Source organism: Streptomyces hamibioticus (assembly GCF_047946815.1).
Taxonomy (GTDB): domain Bacteria; phylum Actinomycetota; class Actinomycetes; order Streptomycetales; family Streptomycetaceae; genus Streptomyces.
In genome coordinates, this window is record NZ_JBKKQY010000001.1 from 5314223 (window position 1) to 5333732 (window position 19510).

The 19510-nt window shown below is 71.8% G+C and carries 18 protein-coding genes and 1 tRNA gene; 12 read left to right on the forward strand and 7 right to left on the reverse strand.

From position 1 onward, the window contains the following. Nucleotides 1-29 precede the first annotated feature (29 nt). Together ACLGIH_RS23990 and aceE are read right to left on the reverse strand one after the other, a co-directional pair. Complete coding sequence (locus ACLGIH_RS23990) at nucleotides 30-791, reverse strand: potassium channel family protein (RefSeq protein ID WP_416527338.1); 762 nt, start codon at nucleotides 789-791, stop codon at nucleotides 30-32. A gap of 90 nt (nucleotides 792-881) precedes the next feature. Further along, entirely contained in the window at nucleotides 882-3629 is a 2748-nt protein-coding gene (gene aceE, locus ACLGIH_RS23995) for a pyruvate dehydrogenase (acetyl-transferring), homodimeric type (RefSeq protein WP_416527339.1), read from the reverse strand. A 414-nt stretch (nucleotides 3630-4043) separates the two neighbouring features. Between aceE and ACLGIH_RS24000 the strand changes: the two genes are divergently transcribed. From ACLGIH_RS24000 to ACLGIH_RS24025, 6 genes are all read left to right on the forward strand, one after another. Continuing rightward, nucleotides 4044-4481 carry a DUF3052 domain-containing protein gene (locus ACLGIH_RS24000; protein WP_416527340.1) on the forward strand — a complete coding sequence of 146 codons (438 nt, stop codon included), beginning with the start codon at nucleotides 4044-4046 and terminating at the stop codon, nucleotides 4479-4481. A gap of 129 nt (nucleotides 4482-4610) precedes the next feature. Beyond that, entirely contained in the window at nucleotides 4611-5069 is a 459-nt protein-coding gene (locus ACLGIH_RS24005) for a peroxiredoxin (protein ID WP_416527341.1), read from the forward strand. A 152-nt stretch (nucleotides 5070-5221) separates the two neighbouring features. Then, nucleotides 5222-5797: a calcium homeostasis/redox stress adaptation protein gene (locus tag ACLGIH_RS24010; protein ID WP_416527342.1), complete on the forward strand. Its 576-nt coding sequence runs from the start codon at nucleotides 5222-5224 to the stop codon at nucleotides 5795-5797. 94 nt (nucleotides 5798-5891) lie between these two features. Further along, nucleotides 5892-6467 (forward strand): TerD family protein, encoded by a 576-nt coding sequence (locus tag ACLGIH_RS24015; protein ID WP_416527343.1) that lies wholly within the window; start codon nucleotides 5892-5894, stop codon nucleotides 6465-6467. A 76-nt stretch (nucleotides 6468-6543) separates the two neighbouring features. Continuing rightward, complete coding sequence (locus ACLGIH_RS24020) at nucleotides 6544-7683, forward strand: DUF475 domain-containing protein (RefSeq protein WP_416527344.1); 1140 nt, start codon at nucleotides 6544-6546, stop codon at nucleotides 7681-7683. Nucleotides 7684-7836: 153 nt separating this feature from the next. Beyond that, entirely contained in the window at nucleotides 7837-8574 is a 738-nt protein-coding gene (locus ACLGIH_RS24025) for a TerD family protein (RefSeq protein WP_416527345.1), read from the forward strand. 33 nt (nucleotides 8575-8607) lie between these two features. Here ACLGIH_RS24025 and ACLGIH_RS24030 read toward each other — a convergent pair whose 3' ends face one another. Further along, nucleotides 8608-9438, reverse strand: a complete 831-nt coding sequence (locus ACLGIH_RS24030) for a TerD family protein (protein ID WP_416527346.1) — start codon at nucleotides 9436-9438, stop codon at nucleotides 8608-8610. 184 nt (nucleotides 9439-9622) lie between these two features. Here ACLGIH_RS24030 and ACLGIH_RS24035 point away from each other — a divergent pair, with 184 nt between their 5' ends. The 3 genes from ACLGIH_RS24035 to ACLGIH_RS24045 all read left to right on the forward strand — a co-directional run bounded on the left by ACLGIH_RS24035 (nucleotide 9623) and on the right by ACLGIH_RS24045 (nucleotide 14263). Beyond that, complete coding sequence (locus ACLGIH_RS24035; protein ID WP_416527347.1) at nucleotides 9623-10789, forward strand: HpcH/HpaI aldolase/citrate lyase family protein; 1167 nt, start codon at nucleotides 9623-9625, stop codon at nucleotides 10787-10789. Between the two features lie 175 nt (nucleotides 10790-10964). Next, nucleotides 10965-13451 carry a phosphoribosyltransferase gene (locus ACLGIH_RS24040; protein ID WP_416529460.1) on the forward strand — a complete coding sequence of 829 codons (2487 nt, stop codon included), beginning with the start codon at nucleotides 10965-10967 and terminating at the stop codon, nucleotides 13449-13451. Continuing rightward, the gene (locus ACLGIH_RS24045; RefSeq protein ID WP_416527348.1) at nucleotides 13451-14263 is read left to right on the forward strand and encodes an HAD family hydrolase; all 813 of its coding nucleotides are present in this window, start codon (nucleotides 13451-13453) and stop codon (nucleotides 14261-14263) included. Before ACLGIH_RS24040 ends, ACLGIH_RS24045 begins: the two co-directional genes overlap by 1 nt. Here ACLGIH_RS24045 and ACLGIH_RS24050 read toward each other — a convergent pair. The 4 genes from ACLGIH_RS24050 to ACLGIH_RS24065 form a co-directional block, all read right to left on the reverse strand. Further along, nucleotides 14181-14960, reverse strand: coding sequence for a DedA family protein (locus ACLGIH_RS24050; protein ID WP_416527349.1), 780 nt, complete (start codon nucleotides 14958-14960; stop codon nucleotides 14181-14183). The genes ACLGIH_RS24045 and ACLGIH_RS24050 overlap by 83 nt on opposite strands. 80 nt (nucleotides 14961-15040) lie before the next feature. Beyond that, complete coding sequence (locus ACLGIH_RS24055) at nucleotides 15041-15259, reverse strand: FmdB family zinc ribbon protein (RefSeq protein ID WP_416527350.1); 219 nt, start codon at nucleotides 15257-15259, stop codon at nucleotides 15041-15043. Nucleotides 15260-15318: 59 nt separating this feature from the next. Then, on the reverse strand, nucleotides 15319-16725 hold the full coding sequence (locus tag ACLGIH_RS24060) for a coiled-coil domain-containing protein (RefSeq protein WP_416527351.1): 1407 nt from the start codon (nucleotides 16723-16725) through the stop codon (nucleotides 15319-15321). A gap of 380 nt (nucleotides 16726-17105) precedes the next feature. After that, complete coding sequence (locus ACLGIH_RS24065) at nucleotides 17106-17888, reverse strand: DUF4097 family beta strand repeat-containing protein (RefSeq protein ID WP_416527352.1); 783 nt, start codon at nucleotides 17886-17888, stop codon at nucleotides 17106-17108. Nucleotides 17889-18126: 238 nt separating this feature from the next. Here ACLGIH_RS24065 and ACLGIH_RS24070 point away from each other — a divergent pair. From ACLGIH_RS24070 to ACLGIH_RS24080, 3 genes are all read left to right on the forward strand, one after another. Next, a tRNA-Val gene (locus ACLGIH_RS24070) sits at nucleotides 18127-18201 on the forward strand. An 80-nt stretch (nucleotides 18202-18281) separates the two neighbouring features. Next, complete coding sequence (locus ACLGIH_RS24075) at nucleotides 18282-18740, forward strand: DUF6153 family protein (RefSeq protein ID WP_416527353.1); 459 nt, start codon at nucleotides 18282-18284, stop codon at nucleotides 18738-18740. Nucleotides 18741-18819: 79 nt separating this feature from the next. Further along, a complete protein-coding gene (locus ACLGIH_RS24080; RefSeq protein ID WP_416527354.1) occupies nucleotides 18820-19506 on the forward strand; it encodes a DUF305 domain-containing protein in 687 nt (228 codons plus the stop codon). Nucleotides 19507-19510: the final 4 nt, after the last annotated feature.

Here is a 19510-nt window from a genome sequence, read left to right on the forward strand (position 1 = left end):
CGCCGCGCCGGGAAGCGGGCAACGCCGGGTCAGCCGTCCGGCCCCGCTCCCGACGCCCCGCCCCGCAGCGTCGCCACCTCCGCCCGAAGCGCCCGTACCTGCTCCGTCAGCTCCCGGAGCGCCTCCGTCTGCCGGCGTTCCTCCGCGTCCTCCTTCTCGAACCGCGCGATGAACCACGCCGCGATGTTCGCCGTCACCACACCCAGCAGCGCGATCCCCGACAGCATCAGCCCCACGGCCAGCACCCGCCCCAGCCCGGTCGTCGGCGCGTGGTCCCCATACCCCACGGTCGTCATCGTCGTGAACGACCACCACACCGCGTCACCCAGCGTCCGGATGTTCCCGTCCGGCGCGTCCCGCTCCACCGACAGCACCGCCAGCGAACCGAACATCAGCAGCCCGACCACCGACCCGGCGACGTACGTGGTCAGCCGGACCTGCGAGGCCATCCGCGCCCGCCGCCCCACCAGCAGCAGCGTCGAGACCAGCCGCAGCAGCCTCAGCGGCTGGAGCAGCGGCAGCGCCACCGCGCACAGGTCCAGCCAGTGGGTGCGCACGAACTTCCAGCGCTGCTCGGCGAGCCACAGCCGCACCAGGTAGTCCACGGCGAACGCGGCCCACACCGCCCACTCGGTCACCGCACAGGCGAGGACCACCGTGCGGCTCACGGGGCTGACCACGATCGGCACCGCGTAGGCGACGGCGAACAGCACTGCGAGCGCCAGGAGCGGCCCCTGCGTGCGGCGCTGCCAGCGCTCCCGTGCCGTCGGTTCCGCGGTGCCCTCGTTCATGCCCGCATGGTAGGTGCCCGGCCGGTACCCGCATGCGCCGAGGGCGGCCCGGCCGCAGCCGGGCCGCCCCCGGCGGATCCGTACGGTGTGCTACGCGTCGCCGCCCGCGGCGCCCGGGTCGGCCGCCGTCACGTCGAGCAGCTGGTAGCGGTCGACGGCCTGCTTCAGCACCGACCGGTCGACCTTGCCCTCGCGGGCCAGCTCGGTGAGGACCGCGACGACGATGGACTGCGCGTCGATGTGGAAGAAGCGGCGGGCCGCGCCCCGGGTGTCGGCGAAGCCGAAACCGTCCGCGCCGAGGGACTGGTAGGTGCCCGGCACCCAGCGCGCGATCTGGTCGGGGACCGAACGCATCCAGTCGGAGACGGCGACGAACGGGCCCTGCGCGCCGGCCAGCTTCCGGGTCACGTACGGCACCCGCTGCTCCTCCTCCGGGTGCAGCAGGTTGTGCTCCTCGCACGCCACCGCATCGCGCCGCAGCTCGTTCCAGGAGGTCGCCGACCAGACATCGGCCTTCACGTCCCACTCCTCGGCGAGGATCTTCTGGGCCTCGACCGCCCAGGGGAGCGCGACGCCGGACGCCATGACCTGCGCCGGGAGCGAGCCGCCCGTGCCTTCGCTGAAGCGGTAGATCCCCTTGAGGATGCCCTCGACGTCCACGTTCTCCGGCTCGGCCGGGTGCTGGATCGGCTCGTTGTAGACGGTGAGGTAGTAGAAGACGTCCTCGCCGTGCGGATGGTCCTGGGAGCCGCCGTACATGCGGCGCAGGCCGTCCTTCACGATGTACGCGATCTCATAGCCGAAGGCCGGGTCGTACGCCACGCAGGCCGGGTTCGTCGACGCCAGCAGCTGGGAGTGGCCGTCCGCGTGCTGGAGGCCCTCGCCGGTCAGGGTGGTGCGGCCGGCGGTCGCGCCCAGCACGAAGCCGCGCGCCAGCTGGTCGGCCATCTGCCAGAACTGGTCGCCGGTCCGCTGGAAACCGAACATCGAGTAGAAGACGTACACCGGGATCAGCGGCTCGCCGTGGGTCGCGTACGCCGAGCCCGCCGCGATCAGCGACGCCGTGCAGCCGGCCTCCGAGATGCCGTCGTGCAGCATCTGGCCGGTCGGCGCCTCCTTGTAGGCGAGCAGCAGCTCGCGGTCCACGGACTCGTACTGCTGGCCGAGCGGGTTGTAGATCTTCGCGCTCGGGAAGAACGAGTCCATGCCGAACGTGCGGTACTCGTCCGGCGCGATCAGCACGAAGCGCCTGCCGATCTCCTTGTCCCGCATGAGGTCCTTGAGGAGCCGGACGAAGGCCATGGTCGTCGCGATGGACTGCTGGCCCGAGCCCTTCTTCACCGTCGCGTACGTCTTGTCGTCGGGCAGCGGGAGCGGCTCGGAGCGCACGACGCGGGTGGGGACATAGCCGCCGAGCGCCTTGCGGCGGTCGTGCATGTACTGCATTTCCTCGGTGTCCCGGCCGGGGTGGTAGTACGGCGGCGGGCCGGACTCCAGCTCCTTGTCGGAGATCGGCAGGTGCAGCCGGTCGCGGAAGTGCTTGAGGTCGTCGACCGTCAGCTTCTTCATCTGGTGCGTGGCGTTGCGGCCCTCGAAGTTCGGGCCCAGCGTCCACCCCTTGATCGTCTTGGCGAGGATGACCGTCGGCTGCCCCTTGTGCTCCAGGGCCGCCTTGTACGCCGCGTAGATCTTCCGGTGGTCGTGACCGCCGCGGCCCAGGTGCAGGATCTGGTCGTCGGTCATGTTCTCGACCATCGCGCGCAGCCGGTGGTCGTCGCCGAAGAAGTGGTCCCGGATGTAGGCGCCGGACTCGGTGGCGTACGTCTGGAACTGGCCGTCCGGCGTGGTGTTCATGCGGTTGACCAGCACGCCGTCCCGGTCCTGCGCCAGCAGCGGGTCCCAGGTGCGGTCCCACACCAGCTTGATCACGTTCCAGCCGGCGCCCCGGAAGACCGACTCCAGCTCCTGGATGATCTTGCCGTTGCCGCGTACCGGGCCGTCCAGCCGCTGGAGGTTGCAGTTGACCACGAAGGTCAGGTTGTCCAGGCCCTCGCGGGCGGCGATCGTCAGCTGGCCGAGCGACTCCGGCTCGTCCATCTCGCCGTCCCCGAGGAACGCCCACACGTGCGACTTCGAGGTGTCCGCGATCCCGCGCGCGTGCATGTAGCGGTTCATCCGCGCCTGGTAGATCGCGCCGATCGGGCCGAGGCCCATCGAGACGGTCGGGAACTCCCAGAAGTCCGGCATCGAGCGCGGGTGCGGGTACGACGACAGCATGTACGGCGCCTTGGACTTCTCCTGGCGGAAGCCGTCCAGGTGCTGCTCGGTCAGCCGGTCCAGCAGGTACGCGCGCGCGTAGATGCCCGGTGAGGCGTGGCCCTGGAAGAAGACCTGGTCACCGCCGTCGCCCTCGTCCTTGCCCCGGAAGAAGTGGTTGAAGCCGACGTCGTAGAGGGACGCGGAGGAGGCGAACGTGGCGATGTGGCCGCCGACCCCGATGCCGGGGCGCTGGGCGCGCGAGACCATCACGGCCGCGTTCCAGCGGGTGGCGTTGAGGATCTTGCGCTCGATCTCCTCGTTGCCCGGGAAGAACGGCTCGCTCTTGGTGGGGATGGTGTTGACGTAGTCCGTGCTGCGCATCTCGGGCACGGCCACGCGCTTCTCGCGGGCCCGCTCGATCAGCCGCAGCATCAGATAGCGGGCCCGTTCCCGGCCGCGCTCGTCCACGGCGGCGTCCAGGGAGTCGAGCCACTCCTGCGTTTCCTCCGGGTCGAAGTCAGGAACCTGACTCGGAAGGCCGCCAATGATGATCGGGTTGCGATCGGATGCGGAAGCCACGCTGTTCCTTCGCTGTCAGAGGGCCGTTTGCCGGATTTTCCCGGATTCCCGGGCGTGCCGCCGGGTGTGCCCCGGGAGCCTGCACCGGACCCCATCGTCTACCCAGCGAGGGCAAACGTCATCTCTACCGTGAGGTAACCGATTCCCCCACGGGGTTCCGGGGCAAGTTCATTCGAGTCTCGTACCCGTGGATGGTTCCCAAATGCGCAAACGGGGCAGAAGGGTGTGGTGTACGTCACCTTCGGTCGGGACGCCATGGCTGAAGTTGCGGCGACACGGCCGGGATCGTCACCGTTTCGGCGGTCCCAGCCGCCGGGTACTTGCGCGATCCGTCCCGCCCGTGTGGACTACGGCCAATGCTTCGCGCACGCGCGTGGCTGAGATATTTACCAAGACATGATCAGGAGGCAACCCGTGAGCGCGACCGCGGACCACGCGGAGGAGCGGACGAACCCTGCCGCCAGGCTGGGGTTCCAGCCCGGGCAGGTGGTCCAGGAGATCGGCTACGACGAAGACGTGGACCAGGAGCTCCGCAAGACCATCGAGAGCGCCGTCGAGGGCGACCTGGTGGACGAGGACTACGACGACGTGGCCGACGCCGTTGTGCTGTGGTTCCGTGACGACGACGGCGACCTGACGGATGCGCTGGTGGATGCCACCACGTACATCGAAGAGGGCGGGGCGATCCTGCTCCTCACGCCGAAGACCGGACGTTCCGGATACGTCGAGCCCAGTGACATCTCGGAAGCCGCGACGACGGCGGGGCTGACCGCCTCCAAGAGCGTCAGCGTCGGCAAGGACTGGAGCGGCAGCCGACTGGCGACGCCGAAGGCCGCCAAGTCCAAGCGATAGCCCCGGCCCCGTCCCCGAGACGCGGGCGGACGGGCCGACGCCGGTCGTCGGCCCGTCCGCCGTGCCGTGATGATCCCTGCGTAGGGTGGGTTCCCAGCGAACAGCCCCCACGAAGGGACGAACACGACGATGGCGATCCAGGTCGGCGACAAGGCCCCCGACTTCGAACTCAAGGACAACCACGGCGCCACCGTGCAGCTGTCCGACTTCCGCGGCCGCAAGAACGTGGTGCTGCTCTTCTACCCGTTCGCCTTCACCGGTGTGTGCACCGGCGAGCTGTGCGAGGTCCGCGACAACCTGCCGCAGTTCTCCGACCGCGACACCCAGGTGCTCGCCGTCTCCAACGACTCCATCCACACCCTGCGCGTCTTCGCCGAGCAGGAGGGCCTGGAGTACCCGCTGCTGTCCGACTTCTGGCCGCACGGCAACGTCTCGCGCGCCTACGGCGTCTTCGACGAGGACAAGGGCTGCGCCGTGCGCGGGACCTTCATCATCGACAAGGAGGGCGTCGTGCGCTGGACCGTCGTCAACGGTCTGCCGGACGCCCGCGACCTCGCCGAGTACGTGAAGGCGCTCGACAGCCTGTGACCCGACACCCGCTGATTTGTCGGCCGCAGGGCCTGCGGCCGGCGGGAACCCGTCACTAGGATCGAACCGTTGATCCGGTACCCACTGCAATTCACCGCACGACAGTCAACGCACTACGGGGCGACCCGCCCCTGGACACCAATGGAGGACTCGTGGGAGTCAGCCTCAGCAAGGGCGGCAACGTATCGCTGACCAAGGAGGCCCCCGGCCTGACCGCGGTCATCGTCGGTCTGGGGTGGGACGTCCGCACCACGACCGGCACCGACTTCGACCTGGACGCCAGCGCGCTGCTGCTGAACAGCGCGGGCAAGGTCGCCAACGACCAGCACTTCATCTTCTTCAACAACCTCAAGACCCCGGACGGCTCGGTCGAGCACACCGGCGACAACCTCACCGGTGAGGGCGAGGGCGACGACGAGCAGATCAAGGTCGACCTGGCGAACGTCCCGGCCGACGTCGAGAAGATCGTCTTCCCGGTCTCGATCTACGACGCCGAGAACCGCCAGCAGTCCTTCGGCCAGGTCCGCAACGCGTTCATCCGCGTCGTCAACCAGGCGGGCGGCGCCGAGATCGCCCGCTACGACCTGAGCGAGGACGCCTCCACCGAGACCGCGATGGTCTTCGGTGAGCTGTACCGGCACGGCGCGGAGTGGAAGTTCCGCGCCATCGGCCAGGGGTACGCCTCCGGCCTGCGCGGCATCGCGCAGGACTTCGGCGTGAACGTCTGAGCGAGCACCTCGCCCGTCCGGCGCCGCACGGTCTGCGTGCGGCGCCGGACGCGCAGAACAACCAGGTATCGGCACCCGGGGAGGGATCAGCAAGATGGGCGTCACGCTTGCCAAGGGGGGCAATGTCTCCCTGTCCAAGGCCGCACCGAACCTCACTCAGGTGATGATCGGGCTCGGCTGGGACGCGCGCTCCACCACCGGAGCGCCCTTCGACCTCGACGCCAGCGCGCTGGTGTGCAGCGACGGGCGGGTGATGGGCGACGAGTGGTTCATCTTCTACAACCAGCTCAAGAGCCCCGACGGCTCCGTCGAGCACACCGGCGACAATCTCACCGGCGAGGGCGACGGCGACGACGAGTCGCTGCTGATCGACCTCTCCAAGGTCCCCGTCCGGTGCGACAAGATCGTCTTCCCGGTCTCCATCCACATGGCCGACGAGCGCGGCCAGACCTTCGGTCAGGTCAGCAACGCCTTCATCCGCGTCGTCAACCAGGCCGACGGCCAAGAGCTCGCCCGCTACGACCTCAGCGAGGACGCCTCCACCGAGACCGCGATGATCTTCGGTGAGGTCTACCGCTACCAGGGCGAATGGAAGTTCCGCGCGGTGGGACAGGGGTATGCGTCGGGGCTGCGGGGCATCGCTCTAGACTTCGGAGTCAACGTTTCGTAAAGCCGGGTACGGCGACGGGGGAGGCCCTCCTCGAGCTGCGCTTGGGGCGGGACCCTCATCAAGGATTGGGTAGCCAGTGGTTCTGAAAACCTTCGGCTGGTCGTTCGCGGTCACCGCGGCCGGCTTGGTCGCGGCGTTCTTCTTCGGGGGGTGGACCGCCTTCGGCATCGTGGCGATCCTCTCCATTCTCGAAATCTCGCTGTCGTTCGACAACGCGGTGGTCAACGCCGGCATCCTCAAGAAGATGAATGCCTTCTGGCAGAAGATCTTCCTGACGATCGGCATTCTGATCGCCGTCTTCGGCATGCGGCTGGTGTTCCCGGTCGTCATCGTCGCCGTCAGCGCCCAGCTCGGGCCGATCGAGGCCGTCGACCTCGCGCTCACCGACAAGGACCGCTACCAGGAACTGGTGACCGACGCCCACCCGTCGATCGCCGCCTTCGGCGGCATGTTCCTGCTGATGATCTTCCTGGACTTCATCTTCGAGGACCGGGACATCAAGTGGCTCGGGTGGCTGGAGCGGCCGCTCGGCAAGCTCGGCAAGGTCGACATGCTGTCGGCCTGCATCGCCCTGATCGTGCTGCTGATCTCCGCGATGACCTTCGGCGCCCACGCCCACCAGCACGGTGGCACGCACGCCGACAAGGCCGAGACGGTGCTGCTGTCCGGTGTCGCCGGTCTGATCACGTACATGGTCGTCGGTGGTCTGTCCGGCTTCTTCGAGGAGAAGCTGGAGGAAGAGGAGGAGCGCGAGCACGAGGCCGAGGAGCAGGCCGCGCGCCAGGGCAAGCCCAAGTCGGCCATCAAGCTGGCCGGCAAGGCCGCGTTCTTCATGTTCCTCTACCTGGAGGTCCTGGACGCGTCCTTCTCCTTCGACGGCGTGATCGGCGCCTTCGCCATCACCAACGACATCGTCCTGATGGCCCTCGGCCTGGGCATCGGCGCCATGTACGTCCGTTCGCTCACCGTCTACCTGGTCCGCCAGGGCACCCTCGACGAGTACGTCTACCTGGAGCACGGCGCGCACTACGCGATCGGTGCCCTCGCCATGATCCTGCTGATCACCATCCAGTACGAGATCAACGAGATCGTCACCGGCCTCGTCGGCGTGGTGCTGATCGGCGCCTCCTTCTGGTCCTCCGTCCGCCGCAACCGCGCGATCGCCGCGGCCGAGGGCGGCTCGACCCCCAAGACGGAGGTCTCCTCCGGGGTGTGAAACACCCTTCCGTCCGGGACCGGTTCGCTCCCGGTGCGCCCGCACCAAGAGTGTGAACGGACTCGCCGCGAGGAACGCTCTTGCGGGGCGGCCGTCGAGGACGACTCCTCGACGGCCGCCCCGTTTCGATGACGCACTGACGTGGGGGCGGGAATGGGTTTGCTGGACGGACTGTGGCGCGGCCGGGCGACCGACTTCGACTCGGGCAACGCGGCGACCAACGCCATCGAGCTGACCAAACGGCACGGCCAGGTCTCCCTGACCAAGCAGGGCGCGGCCACCGGCCATCTGCGCATCAACCTCGCCTGGCGGATGCGCACCTCCGACATCTCCGGCTCGCAGCGGGAGAGCCTGCTGCGGCACCCGCTCAGGGCGCTCAAGCCCCCGGAGGTTCTCGGCCACAGCCAGAGCATGGTCAACGTCGACCTCGACCTCGGCTGCCTCTACGAGCTCCAGGACGGCTCCAAGGGTGTCGTACAGCCTCTCGGCGGCTATCTCGGCGACGTCAACGCCCCGCCGTACGTCAAGCTCAGCGGCGACGACCGGTTCGGCTCGGGCTCCGGCGAGACGATCTACGTCAACCTCGACAACCGGGACGCCATCAAGCGGCTCCTGGTCTTCGCCTACATCTACGACCAGACGCCCGCCTTCGACCGCACGCAGGCCATCGTCACGCTGTACCCCAGCAACGGCCCCCGCATCGAGATCAGCCTCGACGAACGCCATCCGCAGGCCCGCTCCTGCGCCGTGGTGATGATCGAGAACGTCAAGGGCGAGATCATCGTCCGCCGCGAGGTGAAGTTCGTCTACGGCTTCCAGGGCGAACTGGACCGGCTGTACGGGTGGGGCCTGCAGTGGGGCAGGGGGTACAAGGCCAAGGCGGAGCGGTAGGACCGTGCCCCACAGGGGCGCGGGGCGCGGCTACTACCTCCCGATGAACTGCGGCCCCTGCGGCGGCATCCGGAAGTCCGGGTCCGGGACCACCGCGGCCGCCGGCGGATAGCCGTACGCCGGCCCGCCGGCCGGTTGCGGATACCCGTAGGCGGGCTGCCCCGCCGGCTGCTGCGGGTAGCCGTACGCCGGCTGGGACGGCACCCCGGCGGCCGGGGGCTGCTCCGGCGGCAGCGGCGCGGCGGGGCTCACCGTCGGCGGCTCGGGCGCCGAAGCCGTCGGCGTCGGTGTCGGCGCGGACCGTCCGCTCTCCTCCGCCTCCGACTCGTCCACCGAGATGCCGAAGTCGGTCGCCAGGCCCTGCAACCCGTTCGAGTAGCCCTCGCCCAGCGCCCGGAACTTCCAGCCCTCCCCGCGCCGGTACAGCTCCCCGCAGATCAGCGCGGTCTCCTGGCCCGTCTCCGGCTTGATGTCGAAGTACGCCAGCGGCTCCCCGTCGGGGTCCGCCGCGTCGTGCAGCAGGATGCGCAGGTCGGGCACCCGGTCGAAGGCGACGCCGTCCGCCGAGGCGACCAGCAGGATCCGGCCGACCGACGGCTCCACCCCGGAGAGGTCTGTCTGGATCGTGTCGGTCAGGCCGTCGGCGCCCGGCTTCTTGCCGAGCCGCCAGACCTTCCCGGAGGGGTGGCGGGGCTGGTTGTAGAAGACGAAGTCGTCGTCGGAGCGCACGCGGTCGTCCGGGCCCAGGAGCAGCGCGGAGGCGTCGACCTCGGGTACCCCCTGCCGGGGCGTCCAGCGCAGCACGGCGCGTACCGTGGTGACTTCCAGCGGGACGTTCGACCCCTTCAGCATCGCGTGCGTCATGCCCGTCATCCTGCCCTCTCGGTCCTGGTCACGACAACGCGGGGCGGCATCGGAGGTTGCCGGCGCCACCGGTGGGTTACCTGGAATTCATGCCCGGCGGGAACCCCGGACACGGATCCCTACGTACTATTACCGGCCACCTTCGGACGTTCACAGGTCGCCCAGACACCACGGGGGAGTTCATATGCGTCATTTCGGGCATGTTGCGCCTGAGGTGCGGAAGCGTCTCTTCCACAAGGAGCCCAGCACCTTCACCGCGGACTCCCCGTCCCGGCTGCTGTCCGCCGCGCTGGGCGCCACGCTGTACAGCCCGGCCACCCGGCCGCGGCTCGCCGACGACGTGCTCAAGCAGGGCGCCCGCGGTGTCGTCTCGATGGTGCTGTGCCTGGAGGACTCGATAGACGACGCCGACGTGCCGACCGGCGAGGAGAATCTCGTACGCCGGCTCACGGACCTCCTGGAGCACCCCGGGGCGCAGGTGCCGCTGCTGTTCGTCCGGGTCCGCACCCCCGAGCAGATCCCCGACCTCGTGCGCCGCCTCGGCCCCGCCGTCCGGCTGCTGTCCGGATTCGTACTGCCCAAGTTCACCGAGGAACGCGGCATCCCCTTCCTGGAGGCGCTCTCCGGCGCGGAGGCGGCGAGCGGCCGCCGGCTGTTCGCCATGCCCGTCCTGGAGTCGCCCGAGCTGCTGTACCGGGAGTCCCGGGTGCAGACCCTGGAGGGCATCTTCCGCGCGGTCGACAAGTACCGCGACCGCGTCCTCGCCCTGCGTCTGGGCGTGACTGACTTCTGCTCCTCCTACGGGCTGCGCCGAGCCCCCGACATGACGGCCTACGACATCCAGGTCGTCGCCTCCGTGATCTCCGACGTGGTGAACATGCTCGGCCGGGCCGACGGCACCGGCTTCACCGTGACCGGGCCGGTGTGGGAGTACTTCCGGGTGCAGGAGCGCATGTTCAAGCCGCAGCTGCGGCAGAGCCCCTTCCTCCAGGTGCAGGCCGCCGAGCTGCGCCAGAAGCTGATCGAACACGCCATGGACGGCCTGCTCCGGGAGATCTCCCTGGACCACGCCAACGGCCTGCTCGGCAAGACCTGCATCCATCCCTCCCACGTGCTGCCGGTGCACGCACTGTCCGTGGTCAGCCGTGAGGAGTTCAGTGACGCCCAGGACATCCTCCGGCCGGAACGGGGCGGTGGGGGTGTGCTCAGGTCGGCCTACACGAACAAGATGAACGAGGTGAAGCCGCACCGCGCCTGGGCCGAGCGGACGCTGCTGCGCGCCGAGGCCTTCGGGGTGGCGAACGAGGACATCGGCTTCGTGGAGCTGCTCGCCGCCGGACTGCCGTACTGATCGCAAGGAATGCATGAACGCATTGAACGCCGCACTGAACGACGCACTGGACGACCCACTCGACGACGCGGGGCACGACGCAGCGCACGAGGCGGCGGGCGGCGCCGCGGACGCCGGTGACGCCGGTGACGCCGGGCACGCCGGGCACGCCAAGGACACCGGGAGGCACGAGCACATGGACGAGGGCACGCGCGCCGACGGGCCGGCCGAGGTCTGGTCCGGCAGCTGGGTCGCCGAGCGGCTCGGCGTCGAGCTGACCGGCGACGACCGGCTCACCGGCCTGCTGGGGCTCGCCCTGCGCCGCAACCCCAAGCGGGCGCACCTCCTGGTCTCCCAGGTCCTGGGCAAGCACGTGCCCCAGTCGCCCGCCGTGGTCCACGGCCACGGCCTCGCCCTCGGCCGGCGGGTCCGCGAACTGCTCGGCGCCGAGGAGGCCGCCTCCGCCGTCGTCCTCGGGTACGCGGAGACGGCCACCGGCCTCGGCCACTCCGTCGCCGACGGCCTGGCCCCCGCCGCCTGCCTGCACTCCACCCGCCGCCCGGTGGCCGGCGTCGCCCAGGCCGGCGGCTTCGAGGAGTCCCACTCGCACGCCACCTCCCACCTGCTGCTGCCCGAGGATCCCGGCCTGCTGGCCGGTGACGGGCCGCTGGTCCTGGTCGACGACGAGTTCTCCACCGGCAACACGGTGCTCAACACCGTCCGCGCCCTGCACGAGCGCTACCCGCGCGAGCGGTACGTGGTCGTGGCCCTGGTCGACATGCGCTCGCCCGCCGACGCCGGACGGCTGGAGGAGTTCGCCCGCGAGATCGGCGCCCGTGTGGACCTCGTCACGACGGCCTCCGGAACCGTACGGCTTCCACCGGACGTGCTGGAGAAGGGGCAGCGGCTGGTCGCCCGGCACGAGACGGCCGCCGCCCGCGCGCCGGCCCCCGCCCGGCCCGCGGCGGGCGCCGTCCGCCGCGTCGACCTGCACTGGCCGCACGGACTGCCCGACGGCGGCCGGCACGGCTTCACCGCCGCCCACCGCGCCCGCCTGGAGGACGCGCTGCCGGGCATGGCCGCGCGGCTCGCCGCCGCCCTGCCCGCCGACGCGCGCCGCGTCCTCGTCCTCGGCTTCGAGGAGCTGATGTACGCCCCGCTGCGCCTGGCCTGCGAGGTGGAGCGGACCGTCGACGCCGAGGTGCGCTACTCCACCACCACCCGCTCGCCCGTCCTCGCCGTCGACGACCCCGGCTACGCGATACGCACCCGCCTGGTCTTCCCCGCCCACGACGACCCCGCCGACGGGCCCGGCGACCGCTACGCCTACAACGTGGCCGGCGGGGGCTTCGACGCCGTCGTCGCCGTCGTCGACTCGTGCGCCGACACGCCCGCGCTGCACGCGCCCGGCGGACTGGCGGCCCAGCTCGCCGCCCACGTCCCGCACGTCCTGCTCGGGGTCGTCCCGTCGTACGTCCCCGGGACATCCGCCCCCGGAGCACCGTCCGCCCCCGAAAGGCCCGCCATGCTGCCCGAGCCCCTCCGCGGCCCCGCCTTCTCCTCGTACGCGCCCGAGGAGGTCGGCTGGCTGCTCCAGGACCTCTCGGACGTGTCGCTGGAGGCGCCGACCGAGGAGCGCGAGGAGGCGATCCAGAGCGGCGGCGCGCACTACGCCGAGTCGCTGCCGGTGGAGTACCAGCCCAGCGAGCAGTACCAGCAGCTGTTCCACTCCGCGCTGCGGGCGTCCGCCGACCGGCTGGCGCAGGCCGTCGGCACCGTCACCGAACTGGTGCTCGCCGAACGGTCGCCCAGACCCGTCCTGGTCTCCCTGGCCCGTGCGGGCACGCCGGTCGGCATCCTGATGCGCCGCTGGGCGCGGTACCGGCACGGCCTGGACCTGCCGCACTACGCCGTGTCCATCGTCCGCGGCCGCGGCATCGACGCCAACGCCCTGCGCTGGCTGGCCGACCGCCACGACCCCGCCGACGTCGTCTTCGTGGACGGCTGGACCGGCAAGGGCGCCATCACCCGTGAACTCGCCGACGCCCTGCGCGAGCTGGAGGCCTCCGACGGCATCACCGGCTTCGACCCGGAGATCGCCGTGCTGGCCGACCCCGGCTCCTGCGTGACGACCTACGGCACCCGGGACGACTTCCTCATCCCCTCCGCCTGCCTCAACTCCACCGTCTCCGGCCTGATATCGCGCACCGTGCTCCGCGCCGACCTGGTCGGCCCGCACGACTTCCACGGCGCGAAGTTCTACCGCGAACTCGCCGGCGCCGACCTGTCGTCGGCCTTCCTGGACACCGTCTCCGCCCGCTTCGGTGACGCCGTGGACGCCGCCGACGCCCGGGCCGAGGAGCTGCTCGCCACCGATCGCACCCCCACCTGGGAGGGCTGGGCGGCGGTCGAACGCATCAGCGCCGCCTACGGCATCGACAACATCAACCTGGTCAAGCCCGGCGTCGGCGAGACCACGCGCGTCCTGCTGCGCCGGGTGCCGTGGAAGGTGCTGGCCCGGGCCGGCGCCGGCCGGGACCTGGACCACGTCCGGCTGCTCGCCGAGCAGCGCGGGGTGCCGGTGGAGGAGGTCGCCGACCTGCCCTACACCTGCGTCGGGCTGATCCACCCCCAGTACACGCGCGGGGCGACCGGCGCCGACGGCAAGGCGGTGACGGCCTGATGACCGTGCTCGTCGCGAGCGACCTGGACCGGACGCTCATCTACTCCGCCGCCGCGCTGGCGCTGACCATGCCCGACGCCCGGGCCCCCCGGCTGCTGTGCGTGGAGGTCCACGAGAGCAGGCCGCTGTCGTACCTGACCGAGACGGCCGCCCGGCTGCTGACCGACCTCGGTGACGCGGCCGTGTTCGTGCCGGCCACGACCCGGACCCGCAAGCAGTACCAGCGCATCAACCTGCCGGGCCCGCCGCCCGCCTACGCGATCTGCGCCAACGGCGGCCATCTGCTCGTGGACGGCGAGACCGATGGGGACTGGCATGCCCGGGTGACCGCGCGGCTGGCCGACGAGTGCGCCTCGTTGCACGAGGTGCAGGAACACCTGATGCGAACCGCCGACCCGGTGTGGGTGCGCAAGCACCGCAGCGCCGAGGACCTCTTCGCCTACCTCGTCGTCGAACGCGAGCTGCTGCCCGAGGACTGGGTGAAGGAACTCGCCGTGTGGGCCGAGAACCGGGGCTGGACGGTGTCCCTCCAGGGCCGCAAGCTCTACGCCGTCCCCAAGCCGCTGACCAAGAGCGCGGCCGTCCGCGAGGTCGCCCGCCGCACCGGCGCCGGCCTCACCCTCGCCGCGGGTGACTCGCTTCTCGACGCCGACCTGCTGCTCGCGGCCGACCGGGGCTGGCGCCCGGGCCACGGCGAGCTGGCGGACGCCGGCTGGACGGCACCGGCGATCAGCGTCTTGCCCGAGCGGGGGGTACTGGCTGGCGAGCGGATTCTGCGGGAGTTCCTGCGGGCGGCCGGTTCGTCCGGCTGACCTCGCCGGGTTCCGGGGCGGTGTGGGTTCCGGTGTCCGTGCGGGCGTCCGGCCGCCCCTCGCGGTGCCCGCGCCCGCCCCGCCTGCGCCGGCCGGCCCCCGGCCGCAGCAGCCGCACGCCGACGAACGCCAGCAGGGCCAGGGCGGCCCCGGCGAGGACCACCTTGGAGTAGGCGGAGGCGATGGTCGTGACCTGGGTCCAGTTGTCGCCCAGGGCGTAGCCGGCGAGCACGAACGCCGTGTTCCAGATCGCGCTGCCCAGCGTGGTCAGGCCCAGGAAGACGGGCAGCCGCATCCGCTCGACGCCGGCTGGCACCGAGATCATGCTGCGGAAGATCGGGATCATCCGGCCGAAGAACACCGCCTTGGTGCCGTGCCGCTGGAACCACGCCTCCGTCTTCTCGATGTCGGCCACCTTCACCAGCGGCAGCCGGCCGGCCAGCGCCACCGTGCGGTCCCGGCCGAGCAGCGCGCCCACCCCGTACAGGGCCAGCGCGCCGATCACCGAACCCGCCGTCGTCCACAGCAGCACGGCGAGCAGGTCCATCCGGCCGGAACTCGCCGCGAACCCGGCGAGCGGCAGGATCACCTCGCTCGGCAACGGCGGGAACAGGTTCTCCAGAGCGATGGCGATCCCGGCGCCGGGCGCGCCGAGCGCGTCCATCAGGTCGTTGATCCACTGCGGTGCGGCCGTCATGCGGCCAGGCTAGGAAACCGGACCTGAAGGGAAGCTGAGGAAGGGGTTCCGGCAGGAGGGATCGAGCCGGCGAGCCGGCCTCAGCCGCAGCAGCCGCCCCCGCAGCAGCCGCCTCCGCCGCCCGACGGGGGCGCCGGGGACGGCGCGGAGGAGGAGCCGCCGACCGCGACCGTCGACAGCAGCTTGACCGTGTCGTCGTGGCCCGCCGGGCAGGGGGCGGGGGCGGAGGACTCCGCCATGGGACGGCTCAGTTCGAAGGTGTCGCCGCAGCTGCGGCAGCGGTACTCGTAGCGAGGCATGCGCACAGGTTAACCGGCGTCCGGCAGGGGTGGGCGGGCCCGGCCGGGACGCGAACCCCTCAGTGTCCGGCGCCGCGTTCCTCGCGGATCTGGCCGACCACGCGGGCCACCGTCCGGCGGACCGCCTCGGTCTCCGTCAGGAAGTGCCAGTAGTCGGGGTGCCGGCCCTCCAGCGTGGCGACGGCGCGTTCCAGCCGGGCCACCGACTCGTCCAGCGGGCGGGCGTGCCGTGGGTCGGGGGTGTTGCGGCCGGCCATGGCCAGCCGCTGGGCGTCGCGGATGGCGAACCGGGTCCGCTCGATCTCCTGCTGCGGGTCCTTCTGCACGGCGTTCAGCTGCCGCAGCCGGTCGCCGGCGGCCGACACCGCCTCGTCGGTGGCGTTCAGCAGGGCGCGGACGGTCGACAGCAGCGCGGTGGCGTCGGGCCAGCGCTGTTCCTCCCGGGCCGCCTGGGCCTCGGCCAGTTTCCGCTCGGCCTGCCGGACGGTTTCCGCGGCCTGTTCCGGCACCTGCTGGAGGTCCTGCCAGCAGGCGATGGCGAAGCGCCGCCGCAGCTCGCTGAGGACCGGCTCGACCTGTTCGGCACGGGTGGTGAGGGCCTGGGCGCGGGTGCGCAGGGAGACCAGCCGGGTGCTGATCTCGGCGGCTCGCTCGGGCAGCCGTTCGGCTTCGGCGCGGACTGCCTCGGCCTCCCGGGTGACCCGCTCGGCGCGCTCCAGGGTCTGCGGCACGCCGTGCCGCCCGGCGCCCTGGTTCAGCCGGGTCAGCTCCGGGCCCAGTGTGGCGAGGCGGGCGGCCAGGTCGTCCGCCCTGAGCCCCGAGTCGCGGGCGGCGTCCAGGGCGTCGGAGGCGGCGAGCAGGGACTGCCGGGCGCGTTCGACGGCGGGCGCCAGCCGGGCCAGCTGGGTCTCGGCCTTGCCGATCAGCGGGCCCAGCCCCTCGGCGAACCGGTCGAGTTCCCGCTTGACCTTTCCCAGCTCATCCGTGGCGGCGGTCAGCTCGGTGCGGGCCCGGGACGCGGCGGACGCCTCCAGGTCGTCCCGGTCGAGGTCGTGGGCGTCGACGGCGCTGATGTACCGGTGGCTGACCTCGTCGATCCGTCGGCCCAGCGCCTCGAAGTCGGTGACCGCGCGCCGGGCGGCGGGGGAGTCGTCGACCGCGGTGATCGTCTCGATGGAGATCCGCAGGTCCCGCTGGGCGGTGTCCAGTTCGTAGAAGGCCGCCGCGGCGGCGTCCTTGGCGGCCTGGGCCTCCGCCCGCTGGCTCTCGGCCCGGCCGCCGAACCAGCGCCGGGTGCCGCCGCCGGTGAAGGCGGCGGGCAGTGCCAGGACGGCGACCAGCGGCAGGCCCATCAGCACCAGCGTGTCACGCACCGCACCGGACCGGCGAGGGCGCCGGGACCGGCAGGACCGGCGCGGCCGGTGCGCCCCGCTGGGCACTCGTGGCTCGTACGGCGCCTGAGGCATCCCCGGCTCCTGCGGCGCCTGTGGCTCGTCGGGCGTTCCGGGCTCGTAGGGCGCCTGAGGCATCCCCTGCTCGTCGGGCATCCCGGGCTCGTTCGGTGCCTGTGGCTCGCCGGGCATCCCCGGCTCGTACGCCGTCTGCGGCCCGTACGGCGCCTGCCGCGCGTGGGGCCCGTCCGGCCCGAGCGGTGTACGCGGTTCGTACGGCCCGTGCGGCTCGCGTGATCCGCGGGCGGCCGAGGCCCGGCGCGATGCGACAGGCGCGCACGGCACCATCGGCGGCGCCTCCGGCTGCGATGGTGTCGCCGTCACATCCCTCTCCCGTGTCGTCCGCCCTGCCCGGGTTCATTCTCCCACCCGTAAGGGACGAACACACGGTCCGGTCAGTTCACCGTCCGGACCCTGACTCCGCCGTCGCCGCTACGGGCGTCCACCACCCGGGAGCTGGCGTCGTCCCGGGGCACGGACACGTCCACCGAGCCGTCCTCGGTCTCGGCCGTCACCCGGTACGTGGCCCGGGGCACGGACACGTCCACCGAGCCGTCCTCGCTGCGGGCCTCCACGAGGTCGGGCACGGCACCGAGCCGGAGGCGCACCGAGCCGTCCTCGGTGTGGGCCCTGACGGTGCGCGAGGAGACCTCCGCACGGACGGAGCCGTCGTCGCTGCGCAGCTCCAGCGGCCCGGTGGAGTCGGTGACGCGCACGGAGCCGTCCTTGGTACGGACGGCCAGCGCGCTCCGCAGCCCCCGCGCCCGCACGCTGCCGTCGTCGCTCTCGACCTCGACGGCGATGCCGCGGGGCACCTCGATGCGGTGCTTGGCCGCGCAGTCGGCGACCACGCCGGAGCAGTTCACCCGCAGCACCAGCCGGTCGCCGTCCATCCTCCAGGTCACCTCGGGCTCGTCGCCGAACGCGACCGACCCCTGCCACCACCGGGTGACCGCGATCCGGCCTGCCTCGTCACCGTCCACGGCGACGGCGACGATCTCCAGCGCGGAGTCGTCGGAGTCCACGGTGAGTGTGCGGCCCTGGAGGGCGAAGGACCGGTGCTCGGGGTCCTTGTCCTCCGAGGCTGAGGAGCAGGCGCTCAGACCCGCGACGAGTACGGCGACGGCACCCGTGACGGCGAGCGCGCGAGCGGGAACGGTACGGGCACGGGCGGCCATGACGATCTCCCCCTGGAAACGGACGACGGGCCCCGGCGCCGCGGCCGGCCCCTGCGGAACGGCGCGGCGCGACGGGACTCCTCGACCGTACGGAGCGGCGGAGCCCGGGGGGATCCGGGACGCCACCGGATCGGGGTGGGGTTAACCCCCGGCGATCCCCGCCCCGAGCGGCGCGGACGGGCCCGGATACGGGTTTGCGGGTCAGTGCCCCGGGCAATGTAGGCTGTCGACTCGTCCTGGGCGCGTAGCTCAGGGGTAGAGCGCCTGCCTTACAAGCAGGATGTCGGCGGTTCGAAACCGTCCGCGCCCACCAGGACCGACGCCGGACGTCGGCGAAGAGGCCCTCGGGAGACCTTCCCGGGGCCTCTTGTCGCGTTTCCGTAGGATGGGCCCGTGATCAGCCCCGGGCAGCGCGACCGCCGACCGCAGACGCGGTGGTGGCGGGCCGTGTCCGTGCTCGGGCTGCTGGCGGGACTGCTGGGGATGCACGGCCTCGCCCCCGGAGGCGGCGGCCTGCCCGAGCGCTCCGGCGCGCACGACCGGAGTCACGCCCGTGCCCACGACCTGACCCACGCCCAGGGCCGTGCCCGGGCCCACGCCGGGCCCGCGGCCGTCGGCGCGCACGGCCGGGCCTGTGCCGATGACGGTCACGGCGGTGGCGGGCACCCCCGGCACGCCGACGCGACCTGTGCGTCCGGTGCGGTGAGCGGCGGTCCGGTGCTGCCCGCCCTCGTGCCCGCCCCGGTTCCGGACGGCGCGGCCGCCGAGACCGTACGCGCGCATCCGGCCGAGGCGCCCGACGGCGCCCGCGCGCCGCCCTCCCTGGCGGAACTCCAGCTGCTGCGGATCTAGACACCGCCGCCGTGCCGCGCCCCGCCGGGCGCGGTGCTCGCGCATGTCGAAAAACCCCTCCATCAGCAGGAGTTCACGCATGACACACAGGCACAGCACCCGTACCCGCACCCGCCGCGCCGCCCTCGCGGTCGCGACGGCCACCGCCGCCCTGCTCCTCGCCGCCTGCGGCGGCGACGGCGGCGGGCACGACGGTCACGGTTCGGCGTCCGCGGGTGCGAAGGCCACGCCGTCGGCGGGCACGGGGACCGCGGACGGGGCGCACAACGCCCAGGACGTCGCCTTCGCACAGGGCATGATCCCGCACCACCGTCAGGCGCTGGAGATGGCACGGCTCGCCGCCGACCGGTCGGCCTCGGCGGAGGTCAAGGACCTCGCCGCCCGCATCGAGCAGGCGCAGGACCCGGAGATCCGGACCATGACCGGCTGGCTGAAGTCCTGGGGCGAGGACGTGCCCGAGGCGACGGACCCGATGTCCGGCACGGACGGGTCGGGCCACGCGGGCCACACCGGGATGCCCGGGATGCCCGGGATGCCCGGGATGATGGACGCCCAGGAGATGGAGGAACTGGCCGAGGCCGAGGGCGAGGCCTTCGACCGGCTGTTCCTGACCTTGATGGTCGAACACCACGAGGGTGCCGTCGAGATGGCCACGACCCAGCGGGAGAAGGGCCGCTACGGTCCCGCCGGGGTCATGGCCGAGGACATCGTCCGTGCGCAGAAGGCCGAGATCGCCGAGATGAACAAGCTCCTCGGCAAGGGCTGAGGCT

Bases quoted from the DNA above. Each gene is read 5' to 3' on its own strand.
- ACLGIH_RS23990 (WP_416527338.1), bottom strand. From the start codon at position 791: ATGAACGAGGGCACCGCGGAACCGACGGCACGGGAGCGCTGGCAGCGC.
- ACLGIH_RS24005 (WP_416527341.1), top strand. From the start codon at position 4,611: ATGGCGATCCAGGTCGGCGACAAGGCCCCCGACTTCGAACTCAAGGAC.
- ACLGIH_RS24015 (WP_416527343.1), top strand. From the start codon at position 5,892: ATGGGCGTCACGCTTGCCAAGGGGGGCAATGTCTCCCTGTCCAAGGCC.
- ACLGIH_RS24025 (WP_416527345.1), top strand. From the start codon at position 7,837: ATGGGTTTGCTGGACGGACTGTGGCGCGGCCGGGCGACCGACTTCGAC.
- ACLGIH_RS24030 (WP_416527346.1), bottom strand. From the start codon at position 9,438: ATGACGCACGCGATGCTGAAGGGGTCGAACGTCCCGCTGGAAGTCACC.
- ACLGIH_RS24035 (WP_416527347.1), top strand. From the start codon at position 9,623: ATGCGTCATTTCGGGCATGTTGCGCCTGAGGTGCGGAAGCGTCTCTTC.
- ACLGIH_RS24040 (WP_416529460.1), top strand. From the start codon at position 10,965: ATGGACGAGGGCACGCGCGCCGACGGGCCGGCCGAGGTCTGGTCCGGC.
- ACLGIH_RS24045 (WP_416527348.1), top strand. From the start codon at position 13,451: ATGACCGTGCTCGTCGCGAGCGACCTGGACCGGACGCTCATCTACTCC.
- ACLGIH_RS24050 (WP_416527349.1), bottom strand. From the start codon at position 14,960: ATGACGGCCGCACCGCAGTGGATCAACGACCTGATGGACGCGCTCGGC.
- ACLGIH_RS24055 (WP_416527350.1), bottom strand. From the start codon at position 15,259: ATGCCTCGCTACGAGTACCGCTGCCGCAGCTGCGGCGACACCTTCGAA.
- ACLGIH_RS24060 (WP_416527351.1), bottom strand. From the start codon at position 16,725: ATGCCTCAGGCGCCGTACGAGCCACGAGTGCCCAGCGGGGCGCACCGG.
- ACLGIH_RS24065 (WP_416527352.1), bottom strand. From the start codon at position 17,888: ATGGCCGCCCGTGCCCGTACCGTTCCCGCTCGCGCGCTCGCCGTCACG.
- ACLGIH_RS24080 (WP_416527354.1), top strand. From the start codon at position 18,820: ATGACACACAGGCACAGCACCCGTACCCGCACCCGCCGCGCCGCCCTC.